20 protein-coding genes are annotated in these 25,390 nt (G+C 47.6%); 7 read left to right on the top strand and 13 right to left on the bottom strand.

Annotation, left to right across the window (positions count from 1 at the left end):
* Positions 1-420 precede the first annotated feature (420 nt).
* The gene (locus DWV53_RS09435; protein ID WP_118153132.1) at positions 421-2,118 is read left to right on the top strand and encodes a SulP family inorganic anion transporter; all 1,698 of its coding nucleotides are present in this window, start codon (positions 421-423) and stop codon (positions 2,116-2,118) included.
* Between the two features lie 117 nt (positions 2,119-2,235).
* Here DWV53_RS09435 and DWV53_RS09430 read toward each other — a convergent pair whose 3' ends face one another.
* From DWV53_RS09430 to yfcE, 4 genes are all read right to left on the bottom strand, one after another.
* Entirely contained in the window at positions 2,236-2,976 is a 741-nt protein-coding gene (locus DWV53_RS09430; protein WP_118153130.1) for an amino acid ABC transporter ATP-binding protein, read from the bottom strand.
* A 31-nt stretch (positions 2,977-3,007) separates the two neighbouring features.
* Positions 3,008-4,567, bottom strand: coding sequence for an ABC transporter substrate-binding protein/permease (locus tag DWV53_RS09425; protein WP_259318956.1), 1,560 nt, complete (start codon positions 4,565-4,567; stop codon positions 3,008-3,010).
* Positions 4,568-4,580: 13 nt separating this feature from the next.
* A complete protein-coding gene (locus DWV53_RS09420) occupies positions 4,581-6,260 on the bottom strand; it encodes an NAD(P)/FAD-dependent oxidoreductase (RefSeq protein ID WP_118153126.1) in 1,680 nt (559 codons plus the stop codon).
* Between the two features lie 102 nt (positions 6,261-6,362).
* Positions 6,363-6,908, bottom strand: a complete 546-nt coding sequence (yfcE, locus tag DWV53_RS09415; protein WP_006848732.1) for a phosphodiesterase — start codon at positions 6,906-6,908, stop codon at positions 6,363-6,365.
* Between the two features lie 301 nt (positions 6,909-7,209).
* On the opposite strand from yfcE, the gene thrA reads away from it, so the two are divergent.
* The 4 genes from thrA (at position 7,210) to DWV53_RS09395 (ending at position 13,385) form a co-directional block, all read left to right on the top strand.
* The gene (gene thrA / locus DWV53_RS09410) at positions 7,210-9,651 is read left to right on the top strand and encodes a bifunctional aspartate kinase/homoserine dehydrogenase I (protein WP_117695719.1); all 2,442 of its coding nucleotides are present in this window, start codon (positions 7,210-7,212) and stop codon (positions 9,649-9,651) included.
* Between the two features lie 21 nt (positions 9,652-9,672).
* Positions 9,673-10,923 (top strand): cofactor-independent phosphoglycerate mutase, encoded by a 1,251-nt coding sequence (locus tag DWV53_RS09405; RefSeq protein ID WP_118153125.1) that lies wholly within the window; start codon positions 9,673-9,675, stop codon positions 10,921-10,923.
* A 75-nt stretch (positions 10,924-10,998) separates the two neighbouring features.
* Positions 10,999-12,300: a threonine synthase gene (thrC, locus tag DWV53_RS09400; protein WP_022120315.1), complete on the top strand. Its 1,302-nt coding sequence runs from the start codon at positions 10,999-11,001 to the stop codon at positions 12,298-12,300.
* A gap of 128 nt (positions 12,301-12,428) precedes the next feature.
* On the top strand, positions 12,429-13,385 hold the full coding sequence (locus tag DWV53_RS09395; protein WP_117729195.1) for a D-2-hydroxyacid dehydrogenase: 957 nt from the start codon (positions 12,429-12,431) through the stop codon (positions 13,383-13,385).
* Positions 13,386-13,588: 203 nt separating this feature from the next.
* Here DWV53_RS09395 and DWV53_RS09390 read toward each other — a convergent pair whose 3' ends face one another.
* The 9 genes from DWV53_RS09390 to DWV53_RS09345 all read right to left on the bottom strand — a co-directional run bounded on the left by DWV53_RS09390 (position 13,589) and on the right by DWV53_RS09345 (position 24,007).
* Positions 13,589-14,782, bottom strand: coding sequence for an ATP-binding protein (locus DWV53_RS09390; protein WP_022120313.1), 1,194 nt, complete (start codon positions 14,780-14,782; stop codon positions 13,589-13,591).
* Positions 14,783-15,121: 339 nt separating this feature from the next.
* Positions 15,122-16,204, bottom strand: a complete 1,083-nt coding sequence (locus DWV53_RS09380; protein ID WP_118153123.1) for a FecCD family ABC transporter permease — start codon at positions 16,202-16,204, stop codon at positions 15,122-15,124.
* Positions 16,204-17,502 carry an ABC transporter substrate-binding protein gene (locus tag DWV53_RS09375; protein WP_118153121.1) on the bottom strand — a complete coding sequence of 433 codons (1,299 nt, stop codon included), beginning with the start codon at positions 17,500-17,502 and terminating at the stop codon, positions 16,204-16,206. The genes DWV53_RS09380 and DWV53_RS09375 overlap by 1 nt, the downstream gene beginning before the upstream one ends.
* A gap of 362 nt (positions 17,503-17,864) precedes the next feature.
* The gene (locus DWV53_RS09370) at positions 17,865-18,374 is read right to left on the bottom strand and encodes a hypothetical protein (protein ID WP_118153119.1); all 510 of its coding nucleotides are present in this window, start codon (positions 18,372-18,374) and stop codon (positions 17,865-17,867) included.
* 56 nt (positions 18,375-18,430) lie between these two features.
* On the bottom strand, positions 18,431-19,444 hold the full coding sequence (locus DWV53_RS09365) for a CHC2 zinc finger domain-containing protein (protein ID WP_118153117.1): 1,014 nt from the start codon (positions 19,442-19,444) through the stop codon (positions 18,431-18,433).
* A gap of 3 nt (positions 19,445-19,447) precedes the next feature.
* Positions 19,448-21,007 carry a hypothetical protein gene (locus tag DWV53_RS09360; RefSeq protein ID WP_118153115.1) on the bottom strand — a complete coding sequence of 520 codons (1,560 nt, stop codon included), beginning with the start codon at positions 21,005-21,007 and terminating at the stop codon, positions 19,448-19,450.
* A gap of 228 nt (positions 21,008-21,235) precedes the next feature.
* Positions 21,236-21,859 (bottom strand): hypothetical protein, encoded by a 624-nt coding sequence (locus DWV53_RS09355; RefSeq protein WP_118153113.1) that lies wholly within the window; start codon positions 21,857-21,859, stop codon positions 21,236-21,238.
* Positions 21,860-21,990: 131 nt separating this feature from the next.
* Positions 21,991-23,013: a hypothetical protein gene (locus tag DWV53_RS09350; protein WP_147468762.1), complete on the bottom strand. Its 1,023-nt coding sequence runs from the start codon at positions 23,011-23,013 to the stop codon at positions 21,991-21,993.
* Positions 23,000-24,007 (bottom strand): hypothetical protein, encoded by a 1,008-nt coding sequence (locus DWV53_RS09345; RefSeq protein ID WP_147468761.1) that lies wholly within the window; start codon positions 24,005-24,007, stop codon positions 23,000-23,002. The genes DWV53_RS09350 and DWV53_RS09345 overlap by 14 nt, the downstream gene beginning before the upstream one ends.
* A 781-nt stretch (positions 24,008-24,788) precedes the next feature.
* Between DWV53_RS09345 and DWV53_RS15775 the strand changes: the two genes are divergently transcribed.
* Together DWV53_RS15775 and DWV53_RS09340 are read left to right on the top strand one after the other, a co-directional pair.
* Entirely contained in the window at positions 24,789-24,881 is a 93-nt protein-coding gene (locus tag DWV53_RS15775; RefSeq protein WP_022121332.1) for a smalltalk protein, read from the top strand.
* A gap of 38 nt (positions 24,882-24,919) precedes the next feature.
* On the top strand, positions 24,920-25,390 hold a 471-nt coding region (locus DWV53_RS09340), incomplete at its 3' end, for a DNA-binding protein (protein WP_259318955.1).

Here is a 25,390-nt window from a genome sequence, read left to right as displayed (position 1 = left end):
CGCATTTCTCAAAAGCGAGTGCAAAAGTACTAACTATTTTCGAAACAGCCAAATCTTTTCGCAAAAAAGTTTAGATTTTAGTACTTTTTTAACACTTATAAAGACTTTCTAAAGCTTTTCTTACCACTACACTTTATTTTATACATGCACACGCCTGCCTGCATGTGCGGGCGCACACCCGCAAGCGCATTAATAATATTGTACTCATATTCCAAGACCGAAAAGAAATCAGGATTCAACTAGAAAAGTATTATCCGGAGAATATATCTATCAAAGAAGAATATTACTATACGAAGAAGAATATTATCGAAGAAAAGGGAGAAACTCAGAAAAACATTTTGCCAATTAAAAAAAATATAGTACCTTTGCACACGTTTTAACGGATAACAAGATTAATTACATATATTTTAAAACTTTCAAATGAAGGCATTAGCAATTAAGTCGAGTTTGTTTTCCTGTTTAAAGACATACAACAAGAAAACATTCATGTCTGACCTCATGGCAGGTATCATCGTTGGTATCGTAGCCCTGCCTCTGGCCATCGCATTCGGTATCGCTTCTGGCGTGACCCCTGAAAAGGGTATCATCACCGCCATTGTAGCAGGTCTCATCATCTCCATCTTCGGTGGAAGCAAAGTGCAGATTGGTGGTCCTACGGGAGCATTCATCGTTATCATCTATGGCATTATCCAGAAATATGGCATGGAAGGTTTGACGATAGCGACACTGATGGCTGGTCTGTTCCTGGTTCTCTTCGGACTTCTCCGTCTTGGAACCATCATCAAGTATATCCCTTACCCTATCGTTGTGGGATTTACCAGTGGTATCGCCGTAACCATCTTCACGACCCAGATCAAGGATCTCTTTGGATTGACGTTGACTTCAAATCCTTCTGATTTTCTGGAGAAATGGGGCGTCTACTTCCAAAGCTTTGACACCATAGATCCTTGGTGTGCCCTTATCGGAGTAGTAAGCGTAGTGGTTATCGCCATCACCCCTAAGTTCAGCAAGAAGATTCCGGGCTCTCTTATTGCCATCATCCTGATGACCGTTGTAGCCTTACTGCTCAAGCAGTTTGCCGGCGTTGAGAGTATCGAGACCATCGGTGACCGCTTTTCTATCAGCAACGAACTGCCTGCAGCTCAGGTACCAGTCATGAATTGGGAGACCATCAAGAGTCTTGTATCACCAGCTATTACCATCGCCATCCTGGGAGCCATTGAGAGTTTGCTTTCAGCAACTGTTGCCGATGGTGTAATCAGCGATCATCACGACAGTAACACCGAGTTGGTAGCTCAGGGTTTGGCCAATATCGCCTCTCCCCTCTTTGGCGGTATTCCTGCAACAGGTGCCATTGCCCGCACAATGACCAATATCAATAATGGCGGTAAGACTCCTATTGCAGGCATCATCCACGCCATAGTTCTGCTGCTCATCTTCCTCTTCCTGATGCCTCTTGCCCAGTACATACCAATGGCTTGTCTTGCCGGTGTATTGGTAGTTGTATCTTACGGAATGAGCGGATGGAGAAGTTTCCTGGCATTGATGAAGAATCCGAAGAGCGATGTAACCGTACTTCTGATTACCTTCTTCCTCACCATCATCTTCGATTTGACAGTAGCCATTGAGGTGGGTCTGATTATCGCCTGTCTGCTCTTCATGAAGCGAATGAGCGAAACCACCGACGTGAAAGCTATTACCGATGATGAGATTGACTTGAACAAGGAGTTTGACTTCCTTTCTACCAATCTGGAGCACTATACGATTCCGAAGGGCGTAGAGGTATACGAGATCAATGGTCCTTTCTTCTTCGGAGCTGGTAACAAGTTTGAGGAAGTGATGGCAGCTTTCGGTGACCGTCCACTGGTACGCGTCATCCGTATGCGCAAGGTTCCATTTGTTGATTCAACCGGTATCCACAACCTCACCAACCTCTGCGAGATGAGTCAGAAGGAGGACATTCAGGTTGTACTCTCCGGTGTTTGCGAGAAGGTAAACGCCCAGTTGGAAAAGGCTGGTTTCTACAATATTCTTGGCAAGGATAATATCACAGATCACATCAGCAAGGCTCTGAAACGTGCTGAAGAGATTATTGAGAAGAAAACTGTTAATAGTTAATAGTTTACAGTTAACATTTTACTGATTGTAGACCATCAAATAAAAAAGATGCATTGCTGAATATACCAGTAATGCATCTTTTTTTATTGTCATCAAGTAACTGTTAACTATAAACTATTACAAAACTTTTCCCAGAAACTCCTGTAGTCTTGGCGATTTCGGATGGTTGAATATTTGCTCAGGAGTTCCGTCTTCCGTGATATAGCCGTCACTGAAGAAGAGTACACGGTTGGCCACTTCTCTTGCAAATCCCATCTCGTGGGTCACCACCACCATCGTCATTCCCTCGGCAGCAACATCTTTCATCAGCTGCAGCACCTCTCCCACCATTTCCGGATCGAGAGCCGAAGTCGGCTCATCAAAGAGGATTACCTCAGGATTCATCGCTAAGGCACGGGCGATAGCTACGCGCTGTTTCTGTCCGCCCGACAGACTGTCGGGATAACTGTTGGCCTTATCCAGCAATCCGATACGGGTCAGGAGTTCCGTTGCCTTCTCATCAGCCTCTTCCCTTGTCATCTTACCCAATTCTACCGGAGCCAGCATGATGTTGCGGCGTATGGTCATATTAGGGAAGAGATTGAACTGCTGGAATACCATACCCACTCTCTGGCGCATTCGGTTGATATCAACATCGCTTGATGTGATATCCATATCATCGATAAAGATTTTACCCTCGGTAGGTTCTTCCAGAAGGTTGATGGAACGCAGGAAGGTACTCTTGCCACAACCCGACGGACCGATGATGGCAACCACCTCACCTTTCCTCACCGAGGTGGTAATGCCTTTCAGCACCTCGTTGTCGCCGAAGCGTTTACGAAGTCCTTCTATCTTGATTATTTCGTTCATTTTATCCATTGTTTTAAAGCTTTTGCCCTTTCAGGATTCCTCATTTCCTTTCGCTCTTTCTCAGTCTCTTCTCCAGCCTTCTCACTCCTGCGTTCAGTCCGAGAACAAGAACGAGATAGAGGCAGGCTACTACGCCCAACGGCATCATCGCTTCGTAAGTAATGCTTCGGATGATGTCGGAACCCTTGGTCAAATCTACCAGTCCGATATAACCGCAGATAGAGGTTTCCTTGAGCAGAGTGATAAGCTCGTTACCCATAGCCGGAAGCACATTCTTGAAGGCTTGCGGAAGGATGATGAGACGCATCGTCTTGCCATACGAAAGACCAAGACTTCTACCCGCCTCCATCTGACCTTTATCCACCGACATAATGCCCGAGCGGATTACCTCGGCAATATAAGCTGCCGAGTTCAAGCCGAAGGCGATGACAGCCACCAGTATCTTATTGACATCTGCTGATGCAAACACCACATAATAGATAATGAGCAACTGCACCATGGTTGGCGTGCCTCGCATGATGGTAAGGTACAGCTGGCAGAGCATGTTCGGAATCTTCCAGTCGCCCTTACGTTCATGACGTGCTCTGACAATAGCTATCAGCGTTCCGAGTATCACGGAAAGGATGATGGCGAAGAAGGTGATGATGAGTGTATTGCCCAAACCCTGCAACAGATACTGATAACGGTTGTCATCTATGAAGCAGGATTTAAACTTATCTATCACTCCCGGCTGGTTACCAGCTGCTTTCACTTCATTGGAATTCACCATGATAACCTGTCGCACATCGGCATAGGAATCTGTAAATCCGATATTCTTCTTCCGTTCAGGAGTAACCGTGATGCCGGCAATACCCGCATCTGCCTTACCAGCCTGTACAGAGGTGATGATGGCATCAAACTCCATATCGAGAATCTCGACATCCACGCCCAGCACATCGCCGATGGCATTCGCCACATCCACGTCGATGCCCACAATCTTGCCATTCTGGTAATATTCGAAAGGCTCGAAGGTAGCGTTGGTGGCAAAACGGAGACTCGTCTTCAAGCCGAGTTTCTGCAGCGCTTCCGGTCCCACCTTCTTCACCTCAGAAGTCTTTGGCGTATAAGCCACGGCTATGCCCCGTTCCAGATGGCGGTTGACGATGGAATCGATGACGCCATTCTCTTTCAGGATACGGATGGCATGATTGATGGACTGCTGCAACTCAGCATGATCCTTAGCCACGCAGATGGCGAAAGAGGATGCATCGAAGGTTTCGGGCAGGATACGGAGCGATGGGTTCACCCGCTGGAATGCCTTGGCTGGCGCCTCATCGGTCACCATGCAGTCTATCTTACCCTGCAGGAGTGCCTGGATGGCATCGGCTCCCTTGTTATACCGTTCTACCTTGGTACCGCCACCTTCCTTTTCCAGCTCCGTAGCTAGTCCGTCGCTAGTGGTACCGAGCTGCACACCAATCACAGCCCCCTTCAAATCAGTCTTGCTCTTGATTTGCCTGTCAGCATCTGACGCTCCCGAGCCACACGCCACGAAGAGCACACTCAGGAGTAAAGTCAAGAAGCCCAGCTTAAACTTTCCCGTTTTTCTGTATTTCATCATTTCAGGCATTCGCTTATTGTTGTTTCAAATACTCAGCACACATCTCTGCACATCTTTCTCCGTCTACACCAGCCGATACGATTCCGCCTGCATAACCAGCACCTTCGCCACATGGGAAGAGTCCCTGGATGCGGACATGCTGCAAGGTTTCGCGGTCACGGACGATGCGGACAGGCGATGAGGTTCTCGTCTCCATCGCTATCAGCGTAGCCTCGTTGGTCAGGAAACCATGGGCATTCTTGCCGAAGGTCTTGAAGCCTTCCTGCAGTCGCTTGCTCACGAAAGACGGCATCCAGAAATGCAACGGACTCGAAATCAAGCCTGGTGCATAGCTACTCTTTGGCAGATCATAACTCAATCGATTGTTCACGAAGTCAGCCATGCGCTGTGCCGGAGCAGTCTGCTTCATGTTGCCCTGCTGCCAGCATTGCTTTTCCACGATTTCCTGGAAGTACATCATCTGGAGTGAAGAGTGAGGAGTGAAGAGTGAAGCATTCTCCTGCGCCTTCATTTCCTGCTGTTCGATGACAGACTGATGCTCCTTCACAAACTGCGCCACATCCTCGGGATGAGTTTCCACCACCATGCCCGAGTTGCTCCAGGCAGTACCGCGGTTGCTCGGACTCATACCGTTCACCACGAGCTGTTCCGGTCCTGTAGCAGCCGGAATCACAAAACCGCCCGGACACATACAGAAGCTATAGACACCTCTGCCATCTACCTGAGTAACAAAGCTATATTCGGCAGCAGGCAGATATTTTCCTCTACCACTCTTATTGTGATACTGAATCTGGTCGATGAGTTGGGAAGGATGTTCCAGACGCACACCCACGGCGATGCCTTTTGCCTCGATATCTATCTTTTCCGAAGCGAGATAACGGTATACATCGCGGGCACTATGGCCTGTTGCCAGGATAACCGGTCCGCGATAAGTTTCCTCAGCACCCGTAGCCAGATTCACGGCTTCTACACCTATCACCCTATCGCCAGCTGCAGCATCAGGAGCCGTCAGCTTACCTTCACTCTCAAGGATCAGACGAATCATCTTGGTCTGGAAATGCACTTCGCCGCCACACTTGATGATGGTATTGCACATGTTTTCAATAACGCGTGGCAACTTGTCGGTACCGATATGCGGATGGGCATCTGCCAGGATATTGGTATTGGCACCATGCTGGCAGAATACGTTCAGAATCTTATCTACACTTCCCCTTTTCTTGCTTCGTGTATAGAGTTTGCCGTCACTATAAGCACCGGCTCCACCTTCACCGAAACAGTAGTTGCTCTCACCATCTACCTTCTGAGTCTTGGTAATGTTAGAGAGGTCCTTCTTGCGTTCGCGCACATCCTTGCCTCGCTCCAGCACGATAGGACGGTAACCCAGTTCTATCAGGCGCAGGGAAGCGAAGAGACCGCCAGGTCCCTCACCCACAACGATAACACGAGGTCTGCTGCTCACATCCGGATATTCGGTATGGACATACTGGTCGTCCTGCGGAAATTCGTTGATATAAGCACGCACCTTCAGATTGACGAAGATGGTGCGCTGACGGGCATCGATGCTTCTCTTCAAAACCCTCACCTGGTTGAGCGTTCTTACATCCAATCCCTTTTCTTTGGCGAGATAACGCTTGATGCCTTCCTCGCTTGCTGCCTGTTCGGGCAGAATTCTTATCTGGTATTCTTGAATCATTTACTTTGAACTTTATGATTAGTTTTATAAAAATGACGAGTGACAAGTGACCGATTCCATATTATGGATTTCGCGTTACTTTCACAATTCACTTTCACTTTTTCATGCTTCCATTGTAGCCAGCACTTCGAGCGTATCCAGCTGATACATGGTGAACTTACCATCTTCCAATGTTGCAAAGGTTGGCGGATTGCCACCCTTCGGGAAGGTGATGCTGCCGGTATTTACGATGGCCTGTCCCTTCTCGTTATGAGAGAGTTCCCAGAGATGGGAGTGTCCATAGATCATAGCCTCGTAAGGCCCCTTCGGCATGTTTTCCTTATTGTATACATGTCCATGAGTCAGAAGATAGCGCTTGCCTCCGTCTACCAGCAAGGCATAGGTCTCCATGATTGGGAAATCGAGGAGCATCTGGTCTACTTCCGCATCGCAGTTGCCACGCACAGCGATAATCTTGTCTGCCAGCGCATTCAGTCTTTCTACGATACCCTTAGGATCGATTCCTTCCGGAATACGGTTGCGGGGACCGTAGTTGATGATATCCCCCATGATGCACATCATGTCACAATGTTCAGCCTCGAAGAAATCGAGGACCTTTTCCAGGGCTGGCAAACAGCCGTGGATATCTGAGAATAAAAGATATTTCATTCGTTCCTTCTTATGTTTGTTATGCTTATGTCTTTTATGCATTGAATTGCAAGCGCAAAATTAAGCAAATAATCCGAAACACCCAAACATTTCAACGTTTTTTATATATATAATAAGGTATAAGGGAGAGGAAGAGCCTGTAATTATCTACTGAAATAGCTTTTTTATCTACAATATGCTACTTTTTTGTTAAAATCCTTGGCAGTTTGATATATTATTCGTACATTTGCCCTCAAGTTCTGCTTCGGCCTCGGTCGTTTCGGGGGAGGCATTACATTACCAACGTAAAATTCAAGAACATATGAAAGTATTAAAATTCGGCGGAACATCGGTTGGTTCCGTAAAAAGCATCCTCAGCTTGAAACGTATCGTTGAAAACGAGGCTAAGAAACAGAGTGTAGTGGTTGTCGTGAGCGCGCTTGGCGGTATCACGGACAAACTCTTGCAAACCTCTCAACTTGCCCTCAAGGGTGATGAACAGTGGAAAGTAGAATTCGAAGCCATGGTTGATCGCCACCACAAGATGATAGACACCATCATCACCGACACTACAGACAGAGAAAACTTATTCAAATCGGTTGATGCACTCTTCGAACAGTTGAAGAGCATCTATTTTGGTGTGTACCTCATCCACGACCTCAGCGAGAAAACGCAGGATGCCATCGTGAGTTATGGTGAAAGACTCAGTTCCAAGATTGTTGCCACATTGATTCGTGGAGCCAAATGGTTCGACTCACGCAACTTCATCAAGACTGAGCGCAAGAACGGTAAAGGCAAGCATGTACTCGACAGCGAGCTGACTAACAAACTGGTAAAAGAAGCCTTTGCAGAAATTCCACGCATATCTCTCGTTCCGGGTTTTATCAGTCGTGACAAGAACACAGATCGCACCACCAACCTTGGCCGTGGCGGTAGCGACTACACAGCAGCCATCATAGCAGCTGCCCTCGATGCAGAAGTGCTCGAAATCTGGACTGATGTAGACGGTTTCATGACCGCTGACCCACGTGTCATCAAATCAGCTTATACCATCAACGAACTGAGTTACGTTGAGGCGATGGAGCTTTGCAACTTTGGTGCAAAGGTCATCTACCCTCCAACCATCTACCCGGTTTGTGTCAAGAATATTCCTATCAAGGTTAAGAACACCTTCAACCCAGATGCTCCGGGCACCATCATCAAGAACAAGATAGATGGCGACCAGAAGCCTATCAAGGGTATCTCTTCCATCAACGGTACAGCGCTCATCACCGTAACCGGTCTTTCCATGGTCGGCGTGATTGGTGTAAACCGCCGTATCTTCACCGCTCTTGCCAACGAGGGCATCTCTGTGTTCATGGTGTCACAGGCATCATCTGAGAACTCAACCTCTATCGGTGTGCGCGAGCAGGATGTAGAAGAGGCTGTAAAGGTATTGAACAATGAGTTCCACAACGAGATTGCCGATGGTGCCATGTTCCCAATGCACGCAGAGAAGGGCTTGGCCACTATCGCCATCGTGGGTGAAAACATGAAGCATGCAGCCGGTATTGCCGGTAAGCTCTTCGGAACCCTCGGCCGTAGCGGTATTTCCGTCATCGCCTGTGCACAGGGTGCTTCAGAGACCAACATCTCGTTCGTAGTGAAGAGCGATTATCTGAGAAAGTCACTCAACGTACTCCACGACAGTTTCTTCCTTTCAGAATACAAGGTGCTGAACCTCTTCATCTGCGGTGTGGGTACCGTGGGCGGAAAGCTTATCGAGCAGATCAAGAACCAGTATGCCGACCTCATGGAGCGCAGCAAACTGAAGCTCAACGTGGTGGGTATCGCTTCTTCCAAGAACGCCATCTTCAACCGCGATGGTATTGATCTCGAGAACTACAGCGAGGAACTGAAGAAATCAGACCCAAGCACTCCAGAGGTTCTGCGCGATACCATCCTGGCGATGAACATCTTCAACAGCGTGTTTGTAGACTGTACTGCCAGCAAGGATGTAGCCGCTCTCTACCAGAGTCTGCTAGAGCACAACGTAAGCATTATCGCAGCCAACAAGATAGCTGCATCAAGCGAATATGAGAACTACGAGAAACTGAAGAAGACTGCCATCCAGCGTGGTGTAGTATTCCGTTTCGAGACCAACGTAGGTGCCGGTCTCCCTATCATCGGAACCATCAACGACCTTCGCAACTCCGGAGATAAAATCCTTAAGATTGAGGCAGTTCTCTCGGGTACGCTCAACTTTATCTTTAACGCCATCTCCAGCGTCGTTCCATTCTCTGAGACCGTGAGACTGGCTAAGGAAAAGGGCTACAGCGAGCCTGATCCACGTATCGACCTGAGCGGTATGGACGTGATTCGCAAGCTGGTGATTCTCTCCCGCGAGGCAGGTTACCGCGTAGAGCAGGAAGATGTAGAGAAAAACCTCTTCGTGCCAGACAAATACTTCAAGGGGTCGCTCGACAACTTCTGGAAGAAACTTCCTGAGCTCGATGCCGATTTCGAGGCTAAGCGCAAGGCGCTCGATGTAGAGCACAAACGCTGGCGCTTCGTTGCTACCCTGGATGGCGGCAAGACAAGCGTAGGTTTGCAGGCTGTCGGTCCTGAGCATCCGTTCTACAATCTGGAAGGTTCCAACAACATCGTGCTGCTCACCACCGAGCGCTATAAGGAATACCCTATGATGATTCAGGGCTATGGTGCCGGAGCCAGCGTAACTGCTGCCGGTGTATTCGCCAACATCATGAGTATCGCTAACATTTAACACTTAACATTAAAAGAAGAGATGAAACATATTATCATTCTTGGCGACGGAATGGCTGACCACCCGGTAGAAAGACTGGGTGGAAAGACACTCCTGCAATACGCCAACAAACCCTATATGGATATGCTTGCCAAAAAGGGCAAGACAGGAAGACTCGTTACCGTGCCAGATGGATTCCATCCGGGTTCTGAGGTAGCTAACAGCTCTATCATGGGCTATGACCAGAACGAGGTTTACGAAGGACGCGGACCGCTGGAGGCTGCCAGCATCGGCTATGAACTGGAGCCTACCGACCTTGCCCTGCGCTGCAACATCATCAATGTGCAGGACGGCAAGATTATCACCCACAACGGTGGTAACCTGGAAACGGAAGATGCGGATGTGCTCATCAAGTATCTCAACGATACCCTCGGCAAGAAATATCCTGATGTCAAGTTTGTTACCGGCATCCAGTATCGCCATCTTCTGGTGGTGAAGCACGGAAACAAGCATATCGACTGTGCCCCACCTCATGATCATCCCAACGAGGAATGGCATAAGCTGATGGTGAAACCTATCTTGCCGGAGATTGGAGGCGATGAGGGTCACATCAGCCGTCGTGATACAGCCGACCTTCTGAACCAGCTGATTCTCGAGAGTCAGGAACTCCTGGAGAACCATCCTTTCAATGTGGCGCGCAAGGAGCGTGGCGAACGAATGGCCAATCTTATCTGGCCTTGGGGCGGTGGTTACCGTCCGCACATGCTCACCCTCTCTCAGATGTATCCACAGATCAAGAAGGGTTCTGTGATTTCTGCCGTAGACCTGATTCGAGGCATCGGCCATTACGCCGGTCTGCGCAACATCATCGTTGAGGGCGCTACCGGTCTTGCCAATACCAACTACGAGGGCAAGGCAGCCGCAGCTATCCAGGCATTGAAGGACGGCGACGACTTCGTTTATGTTCACGTAGAGGCGAGCGACGAGGCAGGTCATGATGGTGATCTGGAGCTGAAACTGAAGACCATCGAGAACCTCGACCAGCGACTCATCAAGCCTATCTTCGATGAGGTAAGCACCTGGGACGAGCCGGTATGCATCGCAGTTCTCCCAGACCATCCTACTCCGGTAGAGATCCGTACCCACGTAAAGGAGCCTGTGCCTTTCATCATCTATTACCCTGGCATGGAACCGGATAGCGTAGAGAAGTATGACGAGGTAAGCTGCGTGAGTGGCGGTTACGGCATGCTGCAGCTGCAGGAATTCATGAATGCCTTCATGGCGATCAATTAAAATCAACGGCTTCATGATAGCCCCCAAAGCTAATCATAAAGTTCAATGTTCAAATTTCAAAGTTCAAAGTAAAAAATGAAATATTATTCAACAAATAAGAAAGCACCCATCGCCGACCTTCACAAGGCGGTAGTTAAAGGTCTGGCAGAAGACCGTGGCCTCTATATGCCAGAAATCATCAAGAAGTTGCCACAGGATTTCTTCGACAACATCGAGAAACTCTCCTTTCAGGAGATTGCCTACAAGGTAGCTGATGCCTTCTTTGGCGAGGACGTTGATGCCGAGTCATTGAAGAAGATTGTATACGATACCCTGGCATTCGACTGCCCTGTAGTCGAGGTAGAGCCAAACATCTACTCTCTCGAGCTGTTCCATGGTCCTACCCTCGCCTTCAAGGATGTGGGTGCGCGCTTCATGGCCCGTCTCCTGCAGTACTTCGTACGTCAGGAGGGCAAGGAAGAGGTGAATGTGCTCGTAGCTACATCGGGCGATACCGGTTCGGCTGTTGCCAACGGTTTCCTCGGCGTTGACGGCATCCATGTTTACGTGCTCTATCCTAAGGGCAAGGTGAGCAAGATTCAGGAGAGCCAGTTCACTACCCTCGGTCAGAACATCACAGCCCTCGAGGTAGATGGCGTATTCGACGACTGCCAGGCACTGGTGAAATCTGCGTTCATGGACGAGGAGCTCAACAAGCACATGAAGCTCACCTCAGCCAACTCTATCAACGTAGCCCGCTTCCTGCCTCAGGCATTCTATTATTTCAATGCCTATGCCCGCATGAAGGAGAAGGGTCTCGCCGACAAGCTGGTTATCTGCGTGCCTAGCGGCAACTTCGGCAACATCACAGCCGGACTCTTCGGTCATGAGATGGGATTGCCTATCCACCGCTTCATCGCAGCCAACAACGCCAACGATATCTTCTACGAGTATCTGCAGACAGGCAAGTATAATCCACAGCCTAGCAAGCAGACCATCGCCAATGCCATGGACGTAGGCGACCCATCAAACTTTGCCCGCATCTACGACCTCTACAAGGGCAATCATGATGCCATCGCTGCCTACATCGGTGGTGCTACATACAAGGACGAGCAGATTGCAGAAACCATGAAGCAATGCTACAATGAAACCAAGTATGTGCTTGACCCTCACGGAGCTTGCGGCTATCGCGCCCTAAAGGAGCAGTTGAAGCCAGGTGAGGTTGGCGTGTTCCTCGAGACCGCTCATCCAGCCAAGTTCAAGGAGAAGGTAGACAGCATCCTTGACAGCGACATTGAGATTCCTGCCCGCCTTGCAGAATTCATGAAGGGTGAGAAGAAGAGCATCCAGATGACCAAGGATTTCGCATCATTCAAGAACTACTTGATGAACGAATAAACCATACATACGGAAAAGCCTTTCTCTTTCTCAAGGGGAAGGCTTTTCCCATTAAAATAAACTCAGACTCAGATTTGTCAGGACAGATGGGTCTTGAATTTTATAACAACAGAAAACGGGAAAAATTTATGAAGATTGTTATTCTAGACGGCTATGCCGCAAACCCGGGAGATTTGGATTATCATCTTCTGGAGAAACTGGGCGAGGTGGTAGTTTATCCTCGCACATCAGATGCAGAGAAAGTGGAACGTGCCAAGGATGCCGACATCATCCTTCTGAACAAGGTGCAGATAGATGCAGAGACACTGGCGCAGCTTCCTAAACTGAAATACATCGGTATCCAGGCTACCGGTTTCAACGTGGTAGACATCGAGGCTGCCAAGAAACAGGGCATCATCGTAACCAATATTCCTGCCTACAGCACCGACAGCGTGGCGCAGATGACCTTCGCCCTCATCCTTGCCGTAACCAACCGCGTAGAGCATTATACCCAGGAGAACCGCAACGAGCGCTGGGCTTACAATAAGGATTTCTGTTATTGGGATACCCCACTGATGGAGCTTGCCGGCAAGACCCTGGGTATCATGGGACTGGGCAATATCGGCATGAAAGTTGCCAACATCGCCCGCCAGTTTGGCATGAACATCTGTGCCTGCACCAGCAAGAATTCGAGCAATCTGCCTGAGTGGATCCAGAAGGTGAGCAAGGAGGGTTTGCTTGCCACGAGCGATATTCTCTCGCTCCATTGTCCGCTTTCTGATGACACCTATCATTTCATCAATAAGGAGAGTCTGGAGAAGATGAAGGATACCGCCATCCTGGTTAATACGGGTCGCGGTCCGCTGGTAGATGAGGAGGCCGTAGCTGCCGCCCTTCACGAAGGCAGTCTGGGTGCCTACTGTGCCGACGTAATGGCTCAGGAGCCGCCATCAAAGGAGAATCCGCTCTTCGGCGAGCCTAATGCCTACCTCACCCCTCATATTGCCTGGGCCACCTACGAGGCTCGCGAGCGCCTGAACAAGCAGGTAGCCGCCAACGTCAAGGCATTTCTCGAGGGCAATCCGATTAATGTCGTGAATAAGTAAGAATGCTACTTTAAAAATCTGCATTTCTTAAATGAAGACAGCCAACCTTCAATATCCCAATTGAAAGTTGGCTGTTTACTTTTTCTTATAGTTTTCTTATGAACTGCCTAATCAGGTACTTGGGATTTCGTCTCATATTCCATAAGTCAACAAGAATAATTCTATCGTATTCCGCATCATATCGATAGATGATTTTCCAATTTTTATTCAAACAATTGCATGATATCCATACAGAAGAATTCTTCAAATGGAATACCATCGGTGCCAACAACGATTGATTTCAGAGGATGGAATTTCTCTTGAAACATAGGAATACCACTATTCATGCCTCTCTTTCCACTCTTAACCTCTATGGCAACGAAATCTCCTTGTGACTCCAGGATATAATCCACCTCATTATTATGATCTCGCCAATAATAGAGATGACAGTCATTGTCCTCCACAAAATCGAGAAGACAAGTACCCACTGCCGATTCCACCCATCTGCCCCAAATCATTGGGTCAACATAATCTTTGTCAAACCCCTTACCGCGATATGCCGTGAACAAAGCATTGTTAAACACAGTAAACTTTGGGATAGACTGTCTCTTACGAGCCTCATCGCATGCAAACTTTTGAAGTCCGCAAAGCAAGTTGGCTTGCTTCAATATTTCGAGATAAGAAGACAAAGTCGTGACATTGCCTGCATCTTGCAATTGTCCAAGCATTTTGGTGAGTGACAACAACTCACCAGAATAAGAACAACCTACCTCAAAAAGCTGTGACATGAGTGAAGGCTTGTAAATATTCGAAGTCAAGAGAACATCCTTTTCAATGGCAGGTGCCACAAGAGAATCCTTGACATATTTCCTCCAACGCCTAAAATCCCCTATATAATCCACCGAGCCTGGATAACCTCCAAAATAAATCCATTGTTGGAGTGATAACCCGAAAGCAGCTTTCATTTCCGGAAAAGTCCAATGCCCCATACGAATCAACTCGAATCTACCAGCTAAAGACTCGGTTAGCCCTTTGCGCAAAAGCAAGCGAGACGAACCCAGCAATACGACTTTCAGGTTTACATGATTTAGGGTATCGGCATCCCACTCTCTCTTCACATATTCACTCCATCTGCGTATTTTCTGTATCTCGTCTATTACAAGAACAGCTTCTTGCAAATGCTGAATATCCATTCGGCTTCGAACAGACTCCCAAGAACGTCGAATCCAATCCGAATCTTCTTCATTTACAGAATCAGCATTAAATTGAAATACTACCTTATCAATAGTCTCTGCTATTTGCGCCATAACTGTTGATTTGCCAACCTGTCTTGGTCCTGCCAAAACAAATATACACTTACGTCTTTCGCTCAACCTACTCAACATCAAGTTGTAATGTGGTCTTCTATACTCACCCATATTCTTTAATTTGTAATATTAAACAACTCTATTCTTAATAACGAATTACTCAATTCTTTGTCACGAATTACTCAATTCTTCGTCACGAATTACTCAATTCTACTTTGCAAAGATACAAAGAATAGATGAGTAAACACATTACCCATGATTATTTTTTAGCATTCTTAACTCATCATACAGCTTTGCCCCCTCTCCTTCACGCGCTTAGGATGCACCTGGCCAAATTATACATCTTTTCATAATGCTGACGATACATTCGTTCTATATTCTTTTCCTGTTTCATACACTATCTATACAGTTGAGCCCAGCAAAAAACTAAGCAAAACTCTGGCTTTTTCCCTATCTCCTCTTCACCAAAACATAGATGATGACGGGGGCGCCGAACAGCGGGGTGACGGCATTCAGCGGGATGATGCCGCCACCTGCTGGCAATACGCAGAGGGCATTGCAGAGCAGGGCGATGGCGGAGCCCATGAGCATGGTGAGAGGCAGGAGCTGACGATGATTGTCAGTACGGATCAGGAGGCGCACGATGTGGGGCGTGGCCAGGCCGATGAAGGCGATGGGACCGCAGAAGGCGGTGACCACTGCCGTTAGGAGGCCTGTTACTACAAGCAACAGGATGCGCAATCGGCGAATGTTGAAACCCAGGTTCTCGGCGTATTGCTCGCCCAAGAGCAGGGCAGTGAGAGGCTTTACCAGCAGGAGCGAGAGCAGCAGGCCGATGAGGGTGACCGTGGCGAAGTAAGGCACTTCTGCCATCGACACGTTGCCCATATTGCCCATGCCCCATATCATGTACGACTTCATGCCCTCTGCCGAGCTGAAGAAATTGAGCAGTGAGATGCCGCTGCTCGCCAAGTAGCCCACCATGATACCGATGATGAGCAGCACCACTTGATTGCGCACCATCGCCGAGAAGAGAGTGATGATGCCCATCACCAGCATGGCTCCAGCGAAGGCGGAGATGAGGATGGCTAGGAAGCCACCGATGGTGAGTCCGTCCAATGACAAGAAGCCGCCGATGCTGAAGCCTGCGATAGAGATATTGCCGCCGAAGGCGAGCATCACCACCGCCACAGCCAGTGCTGCTCCGCTGCTGATGCCGAACACGTCAGGCCCCGCCAGGGGATTGCGGAAGGCAGTTTGCAGCAAGAGTCCGCTCGTGGCGAGGGCTGCGCCTGCCAAGAGGGCTGTGATGGCATTGGGCAAACGGGATTCCATCACGATGTAATGACTCATCGACTCGATGGTCTCATTGGGATAATAGGAGTCTGCCGGGGTCATATCTACCCCTGGGTGCGCCAATATGCTCAGTACCTCCCTCAATGGAATGCTCACGCTACCCCACGCCAGGTTGGCAAAGAACAAGGCTACTATCGCTAGCACCAACGTAATGGATATAATCGTTGTCTTCTTCATTAATATTTCTTATAGAATCTGAGTTTGCCAAACTTATCTCCTGCTTCTGGATGCGAGAGGATGATGAACTCGCGGAGCAATATCTCGGGATGGAAACTGGTGAGTTCGAAGTATGGCTCACAGCTGGTATCGGTCTCGTAGACGGTGCCTGTCTGGAATGCTTTCAGAGCCTGATAACCCTGATATTCAGCTAGAAGATTCTGCTTGGTTAAAGCATTTCCGCCGAAGTATTTGAAAGCCAAGACATCCACCTGGTTGCCCTTGGCGATGATCTGTTCGGGGCTCATGGAGAGACTTCCGCTGTGCTGATCGTCCTCGAAGATATAACGGGCGTTGGCATCCTTCAGCAGAATACCGATAGTACTCTGACCTCCAGGCACATACCATACATTGCCCGTCTTTCTTTCGGTCAGGATGGAGAGGCCCTTCGGATACCCGGCTGCCTCAGCTTTCAGCTTCAGATATTCCTTTTCTATCTTCGCAAAGAGCGAATCTGCCTTTGGTTCGCAAGAACCCGATATTCCATTACTTTTTCCCTCTTCATTTCCAAAGAGCATGCCGTAGAATTTCATCCATTCCGCCCTGCCCAATGGCGAAGACTCCATATAGTCGGCAGCCTCAATGATAGGCACGTGCAGCTTATCGAGCTTGCCATATCCTCCGCTGTTTTCGAAAGGCGAAAGGAGGATAGCTTCGGGTTTCAGGGCGATGATGCGCTCAATGTCGGGTGCCATGCTCGAACCGCAATCCACAATAGGATTCTGAGCAGAAGCATTCTGAGCAGAAACATTTCCGGAAGAAACATTTCCTGCAGAAGCAGCCCTTTTCTTTACATCCGGAATATTGATGTAATCGAGGTCGCAGACACCACGGATGGCCTGCTGGCAGCCCAGTTCGTACATCAGCTGGCAATGGGGAGCGATGAAAACGGCACTTTTCTCCACCGGTGTGCGCACGGTATCGGTAGTGCATCTCGCTCCCGTGCTGCGCCTTTTGGCAAGCATCGCCACCGTCTTATCCCCCTCCTCTCCCTTCGGAATCAGGATGTAGCGATGCAGCATCGTTCCCGCCTTCCAGGGGTTGGCGATGATAGCCTCAGCATACTGATAATCAATGTCTTCTGCTTCATCGGAATTCTCTTCCCCATCGCCATGCTTCACGATGGTGAGCAACTTGGCGTACTTCATCTCCAGGGTATCACCATCCTCCGCATCAGCAGCAGCCGTCTTTCCTCCCTGGCATGCCGCCATCAGCAGAGCCGCCGTTGCCCCACACAAAAGAATATACAGTTTCTTCATAATCTTACAAAATATGTGTGCAAAGATACGAAGAAATCTCCATTTTCCGTTTGTTTTCTCGAATATTCTTTGTACTTTTGCCCTCAAATTTAACTAACACTACAATTTAATAAGTCAAAATGAAGAAGATTATCTGTGGCATAGCCCTTTTATTCAGTACATCGATGGTCGCCGGTGCGCATACCTGCTGTCATAATTCAGCACAGAAATGCGGCTGCAAGAGAGGTTATCCAGACCATCCGCGTCATCGTGATCAAGGTAGATTATAAGGACTAAGAATAATTGAAAATAATATGATGATTTTTACGCAATGAAACTTCTGGGAAGCCGAGAAAATGCAGTTTTTCTTGCCAAGATGTCCCTTACCCCACTTCCACCACTACCTCGCTGCCCCTGACCATCGCCTTCTTCACGCGGTCGAAGAGCAGGAGGAAGCGTTCCTGACTCTTGAGTACGAAGCCGGGCGCATGAGCCTCGCCGATGAGGATGCCACCCTGGCGCAGACGGAACGGACCATTGCCCGGCTGCATCATGGGACAAGGAAGGGCATAAAGCTCTTCCAGGCACCCGAACCTATGACTCTTGCGCTCCATGCGGCAAAGCTTGCAGGTTTCGGGGAGAGGAAGAGAGGAAGATGAAGAAGAATTATCCCTTACCGGTTCGAGGAAAAGCATCTGGCGGGCGAAGCATTTGCATTTAGCCACCATGATGTGATATTCACCCGGCTCCAGACAGCCACCCTCGCGCTCCATCGTATCACAAATGTACTGATGGCCTACAACGATACCCTGGCGATTAACTACTTCCTGACTAAGGCGACCAACAATGGCGCCATGATCTCTACGAAAACGATTTAAAAACAACTTCATCATAACACGTAACAACTTAAAAACAACAATAGAAAAACATTTGAAATTCACATTCACTTTCACATTTTCTGAACGTAAAACGACTGGTAATAATCAGACAAATCCTTGCAACCTTCCGGCAACTGATGGTACACCAGCTGAGGGAACATTTCCTTCAGTTTCATATAAAGACCGATGCCCGGTTTGTCCTGATCAGGCCACATGTGAAGATTCCTTCCCGCTAAAAGATTGCGACATTCTTCATTACAAAGCGTAGCACTCGGGATGGCTATTGCCTTGTAACCCATAGACATAGCGCTCCAGCAGTCGGTACATCCCTCGGTAATAACCAATGGTTCTTTTTCTGCCACCTGCGGCAAGATCTGCATCCCATATACCATCGGCTTGCTACCTGGTGCAAACTTAAACCGCGGTTTTTCTTCAGTCTTATCTCCCAGATATCTGCTCTGAACCGTCAGCAAATTGCCATGAACATCATAATAGGGAATCAACAAGGAAGGCCCATCAAAAAACTTTCCACCAAAGCGATAGCCAGCAATGGAGAAATCTGTGCTCACCACTCTACACCAATAGATATATTCCGGGCGCAACTTTCTCTGATAGAACAGGAAATCCTTGGCTTTATCTGTCAGTTTCTTACCCATGAGCATACGCATCAGATAATCTACGTCAGGCTTATGCTGAAACTCGCCTCTGAGATTGAGTCTGTCCGTATCACATTCAGATTTTCTATGCTCAGCAACTGTTTTATCCCGATGAAGCACCTCCTTACGGTTTCCCGCAGAATGATTACCGGCGCTGATATTGAATCTTCTGCACAGCCATTGGCAAGCCTCCGAAAAAGAGAGATTCTCCCGTTTCATCACCAGGTCGATATTATCTCCACCCCACCCGCATGCAAAGCAATGACAAGTGTTGGTGGAAGTCCAGAAATGCAAACTCGGATGGGTATCATTATGACTGATACAAAGGGCATTATGATACCGCAAACCCATTCCCAATTCATCAGCAACCTCCAGGATGCTGATAGCTCTAAGTTTAGAGAGCGTATTTGAATCTATATATTCTGCCATCTTCTAATTGTCTTTTTTAGTATTACCATCACCAATAGTGCCTTTCTGCTGCGTCTTTCTAAGCACCTTTCTATCCTCGCCCTTTGCAGGTTTTTCGAGCCATCCCCATCTGCGCCAGTTGCACACCATGTTGCGGGCAGGCGTCTTGAGCTCCTTCTGCTTCAGAAATTCCTCCAGGAACTGATAAGAGAATTCCTGCGGCAACTCGCTGAAATAGTCTACAGTATGATAAGGCTCTCCTTCGCCCTCGGCAGAGATCTGCTCGAAAGCCTTGCCCCACCGCTGCAACATATTCTGCAAGATGCGGTCGGCACAAGCCAGATAGGTCTGCCTAACCAGTTTCCGGATTTCCTTCTCGCTCTTCTTCCCTTCCACTTTGTATAGCACTTGCATGAGGGCAGCGATGCGGAAGGCTGAAACCGAACTGCGCTTGTAGAAGACATCCATCGACTTGGACATGGTTTTCACCACCTGCTGGCGGCAGTCGTTACACCATTTTACCACCGTCTTGTAGAGCCAGCTCATATCTTCCTCTATCTCCTGATGGAATTTTCCATCTTCCTCGTAGCACAACCCGAAGAGCTTGTCCAATGTATTCTCCAGCTCATTACGTTGCGTATCGGTCAACGCCTGAAACTGAGGTGGATTGTCGCCCAGATGACTGATGAGCGGGCATAAGATGGTTCGGGTTACAGCACCGCCCTCAATGGCAGCTTTGTTCATATATCTGCTCACCGCACTCTGGGTGCCGCAGAAAACGAACGACAGCAAGGCATCTACCATGGCACTATAGCTGGATTCGCTCATGAAATCCTGACCATAGACGCTGCCCAGATCGTAAGCCGTCTTGATAACCTGCGAGAGGTCGGCAAACTGGCGCTTGGCAGAATGCACGATGGCAGAAATCTCATCGGCAAATTCGAAGAGCGTCTTCGGAGCACCATAGAGCTTGACGGCTGCATCGCATCGCTTGATGAACATGGTGAGCGATACGGTTTCGGGCAGGATGGTGATGTCGGTCTTCGGTTCGGGTGGCAGCTTGCCGTCCTTCTTTCCCTGGCGTCGCTTCAAGGCAGCATACTCCTGCTCCTTGGCTCTCATTTCGCTGTCGCGCTCGATGAAAGGTTTCATCAGGGTACGCATGATGTATCTGGCAAACGACTTTCCGCTCGACTGCTCGCCCTCTACGATGACCTGCAACACGATGGCCGATTTTTCTCCCTGATTATCATACACATACTGTATTCTGACACGTGTAAGATAAACGCTGAGCATGGCAGCAGCCACCACCAGCGTAGGATACTTGAGGTCAGAAGGCGAAGTGATCATCCATTCTCTGATGCCCGACGGATAATCCTTATCGGCAATCAGGTGATGCATGGGCATCTCTTCATTCTCTTCAGCCTGTTCAGCCAGCTTTTTTCCTATCAACCCAGATGCCAGCTTTGCTCCTTTCAACCCAGATGATACCTTGTTATTGATTCCGCCCTTGGTATCCTCAGGCTTTGCCACTGGATTAGTCTGAGACGCTTCCTGTGGAGGTATTTTCTTTCCTTTTTCCATAATCCCAATCATTGATTATTTCTGTATGCAAAAGTAAGGAAAAAAAGCCTCCCCGGCAATAGGCGTCCTGCCGGTTCGCCTCCTACTAAGCCTCATCGCCGGCAACTAAGCCTTCCGCTAAGCCTCGGGCTCATCTGAAGGCATAAAAAAAGCACTCTTTGCTTGCAAACGAAGCAAAAAGTGCTGATACTGTATTATTTCTAAAAAATCTTCTGTTCAGATATGTTTCTATTCATTTATATTATCACCCCCACTGACATAAGAAAGAACCAAACGGCGAACCACGGCATGAATGTCTTCATTAGGGAACTTCTGGCGATATTTCTCCGTAAGGTCTTCGCAGAAATACATCTTGCTATGAACCAAAGAAGAAGGAATATTTTGATGTATAAATACATCGTATGTTGCAACAGGCTTGCCATCCTTTGTGTCGACAGGCACAATATTCTCCTTATACCAAGCTGATCCAGATGCAGCAGGGAACAATCTATAATTGTCATTCCTCTCCACTTTACCAGCGATGTCCAGTATATACCCGTCAGCAGACTTATCGTCCTCAGGATTCACCGCATATAGCATATATAAAGGAGAAAGCGTCGAGTGACTTTTTATGATAAACTGATATTTCTTGCTTCCTCCAAAAGGAGGGTTTGCCTTCAAATCCTGCTCTATATCCTCACGAATTTGTGGCGCATGCACCACAAACTCTACTTCGCCAGTATAATTGACGACAGATTTCGATGACTGTGGATTGGGCGGAATAACTTCACCATTGTCATTGCTGTTGTCACACGCACAAAAAGCCAAGACTACCAACAGTAGTAAGACTGATTTTTTTACAAAATACTTCATATCCTAATTTGTTTATTAAACCTATTCTAATATTAAACGTAGAATATGCCTAAAACTTGCTCTATTTTACGTTTTTAACATTCCATCTAAAACTTGCCAACACTCACAAGAAGCTATCATTTCCCCGCTTCCTACTGTCCCTTACGGTAGATGGCAACAAAACGGTTAGCGATATTGATGAGTTTCTGCCGGGCGTTAGGATCACTTACATCATCAAAACTCCAGTTGGGAAATTCGCCACGCATCTTGGAGAAACGCTTGGAGATGGCACCGCCATTGGTCAGATTGGAAGGCAGACCCAGCTGCTCTGTAAGATACTTGCAGAAAGATGCGCCATTATCAAATTTGCCTTCAAAATCGTTGATATCAGAGAGCGCCACCATAATCAGGGCATAGTCTTTCTTCAAAGGAATAGCCTTCTCGTCTATCATCTTCTGCAAGGCTCGCTTTACTCTTTCTCCCTGGCTCAAGTCGCCCCATTCCTTCTCATTATCTTCTTCCGTTTTTTCCTGCCCGCCGTTTTCCTGATGCTCATCGTCTGTCACTTCCAATTCCAATGTCCTCTTCTGTTCAGGCTCGAATCCGTGCAGATAATCTTCATCATTGTTCTGGCGCATCAGTTCATTAATCTGAGATGAAACGAAGAAACCATCCTCGCCATAATAACCGATATTGGCTGCCAGCTGTTCAACCACATCCCGGTTCTTCACGACTGCTCCGAGGCACCGCTGAGAAAACTCCTGAGTTACGTAGCCTCTCCATTGCCCCATAATCATTGAGCAAAATTGAAACACTTTCGACTCCAAAGGCATCATCTGAAGTATCACAGCTGCCATATACAGGATGACAAATACGATTCTCTGCCGCTCGTCCTGAGCTGTAGCATACCCATCCTCGTCAACATAGTTTTTCTCATATTGCCCTATTCCTTCCACAAAGGCCAGGCGGCTCTCCGTATCGGTATGCGAAAACATCATTTTGTCTACGATGCAGAACACCTCATAAAAAACATCCTCGCATGAACATCTGGACGTAGGGAACCACGTCTTATCATTGAAGATATCATGGGTGATGGCTCTGAAAACCTGATAAATCATGTGTTGCGAGAAAGATTTATCTACCATCTGTCTGGTCTTCATCTTAAATAACCTCATCGTCGTAACCCTTTAAATCATCAAGAATCACATCAAGAGAATTGATCAAAGCAAACTGAGAATTCCCATGACAATCGCAACAGACAGCATCTCCTATAACCAGGGCGGAAATCTCTGCATCGGAGATTTTCACCTTGGTTCGTTTCAGCGAACGGGAAGAGGTGCACGGACCTTTCCAATAGTATACCTTGATGCCGTAATCTTCCTTGCTGCACAGGTTCACCATCAAGGCAATGTCTCGGTTTGCCTTGTCTAAGTGCAACTGCTTACCTTTATCTGTACCAAATTTTACCTCATACATACTGGCATTGAGACACTCCATGAATGAATGCTGCATCTGCAATTGCAGGACTAAGGAATATGGCGCATCGCTGAGAGACTGATGACGAGGAAAAGAAAACACCACAGCCTTTGGCCTGCAGCCAGCCTTGATTCTCTCAGCCACGGCATCAAAGAAATCACCAGGTGGCAACTTGGCAGAAATCACCATATTCCAGCCATATTGATTCGCCACCCTGTTGATATTATCACGCAGAAGAGCCACCACCTTGTCCTGTCCCCTTTTGCCGCCGAAGATTCTAGATTCTTCCACAAAAAGGAAACCTCTGTTGGGGCGATTATCAATGATTACCTTACAGAAAGGCTGGTTGTGAATTTCATTCTCCTTAAAGTTACTCCAATAAAATTCTTTTTTGTCTGCGCATACATCCAGCACAGCCACACCTTCGCGAAATCCCAATATTCGGTTGTCGTGAATAACATCTTCCTCATTCTTCCGTGATTCCACCAAAGTCATTTTCTTGCTTTTCAGCAAACTGTCCATTACCTTCTCGAAACCAGTCTGACATTCCTGATATTTTTCAGGCGATGACATTTCGAGAAAATCCAAGGGTAGAGTACCCTCGATACTTGAAAGATTCCGGCTTTTGCAGAAATCAAACTTGAAGACAACAAAAGAAGTCTTTTCTGTGCTGTTTTTGATTCGTCCAGTCATTGGCTTGCGATTTAAGTTATACCATGAAAGTTATTTTTCATAGCATCTACAAAAGTAATACTTTTTCCCCGAATAAACAAATAAATTCTAAATTATTTTTTATTAAATTGTCTTTTTTTCATAAAGCCATCAAAACAAAATGTGAAAGTGAATGTGAATTTGAAATGTAAATCAATGTATCGGGTTGTTCCATCCATTCCTTTAATTGGATATTGTGAATGAAATTCAGTCCTCGCGCGCGTACCTTATTATATATATATAATATGAACCTGTTATAATGGCTACTATTACTTAAACACGATTATACGCTTCTCCTTCAGGTAACATTGAAAAACATTTCAAATTCACATTCACATTCACATTTTTGCCTTTCCTTCTATCAACCAGCTAACCCACATAGCAAGTTACTGTGCGCCCGATGCCCCCAAAACTGCGTCACGACGTAACCGAGGTTACGCCCCGACGCAACGGGCGATACGTGGCGACGCAGCCCAGGCTGCATCGCCACGCAGTTGGAAAGGCAAAACATGCCATATAATGTTAACGGATTTAACATTTAATTTAATGGCCATTAAATTAATGGCGGTTAAATTAGGCGGAAGAGAATGGGATATGCGGAAGGAATGCACGTGATTCGGGACAAGGATGCACGTGATTCGGGACAACTATTGTTTTTCAGAGAAAAATGTTGTATCTTTGCATTGTCGTTCAAAGATAGGCTGAATTAACCACTAAAAAAACTGATTGTTGAACCATTTAAAAAAAAGAAAGGAAAAAGAAAATGAAAAAGGAAGTTTGGAAAACTATCTTGCAGGTGATTATCGCCGTACTTACTGCCGTAGGCACCACGCTCGGTGTTACCAGCTGCATGTAAACTGATTTGTTTAACCATTTAAAAAAACGATTTGAATTATGGGTATTAAAGTAAAAGCAATTGAGCGCAACGTAGCGTTCGAAAAAGGTAAGCAAAAGTGGGCATTCGTGATGCAGGCTGAACTCTACAGCCAGCTCAACGCCACGAAGGTGATAGAAGAAGCCGCCGTTCGCAGCGGATTGCCTAAGGCGGTAATCAACGCCGGATGGTCGGCCATAGGCGAAGTGATTGCTGCATGGGCCACCGAGGGCCACAGCGTGGCTGTGCCAGGACTGGGCAGCCTCCGATTCGGTCTTAACTCTACCGCCGTAGAGGATGTGAACAAGGTGAGCGCCAACCTCATCACCCGCCGATACATCATCTTCGTGCCTAACACCGACATCAAGAAGGAACTCGAAGAGACTTCCGTCAACATCACCTGCTACGACCGAAACGGCAAGGTGGTGAAGCAGGTTACCTCTACCGATACGCCTCCTACTACCCCATCCGGAGGCGATAATCCATCCGGA

The sequence above is a fragment of the Segatella copri genome (genome assembly GCF_003465495.1).
GTDB classification, from domain to species: domain Bacteria; phylum Bacteroidota; class Bacteroidia; order Bacteroidales; family Bacteroidaceae; genus Prevotella; species Prevotella copri_G.
Note: the sequence above shows the minus strand (reverse complement) of the source record. Positions and strands in the feature narration are given on the sequence as shown.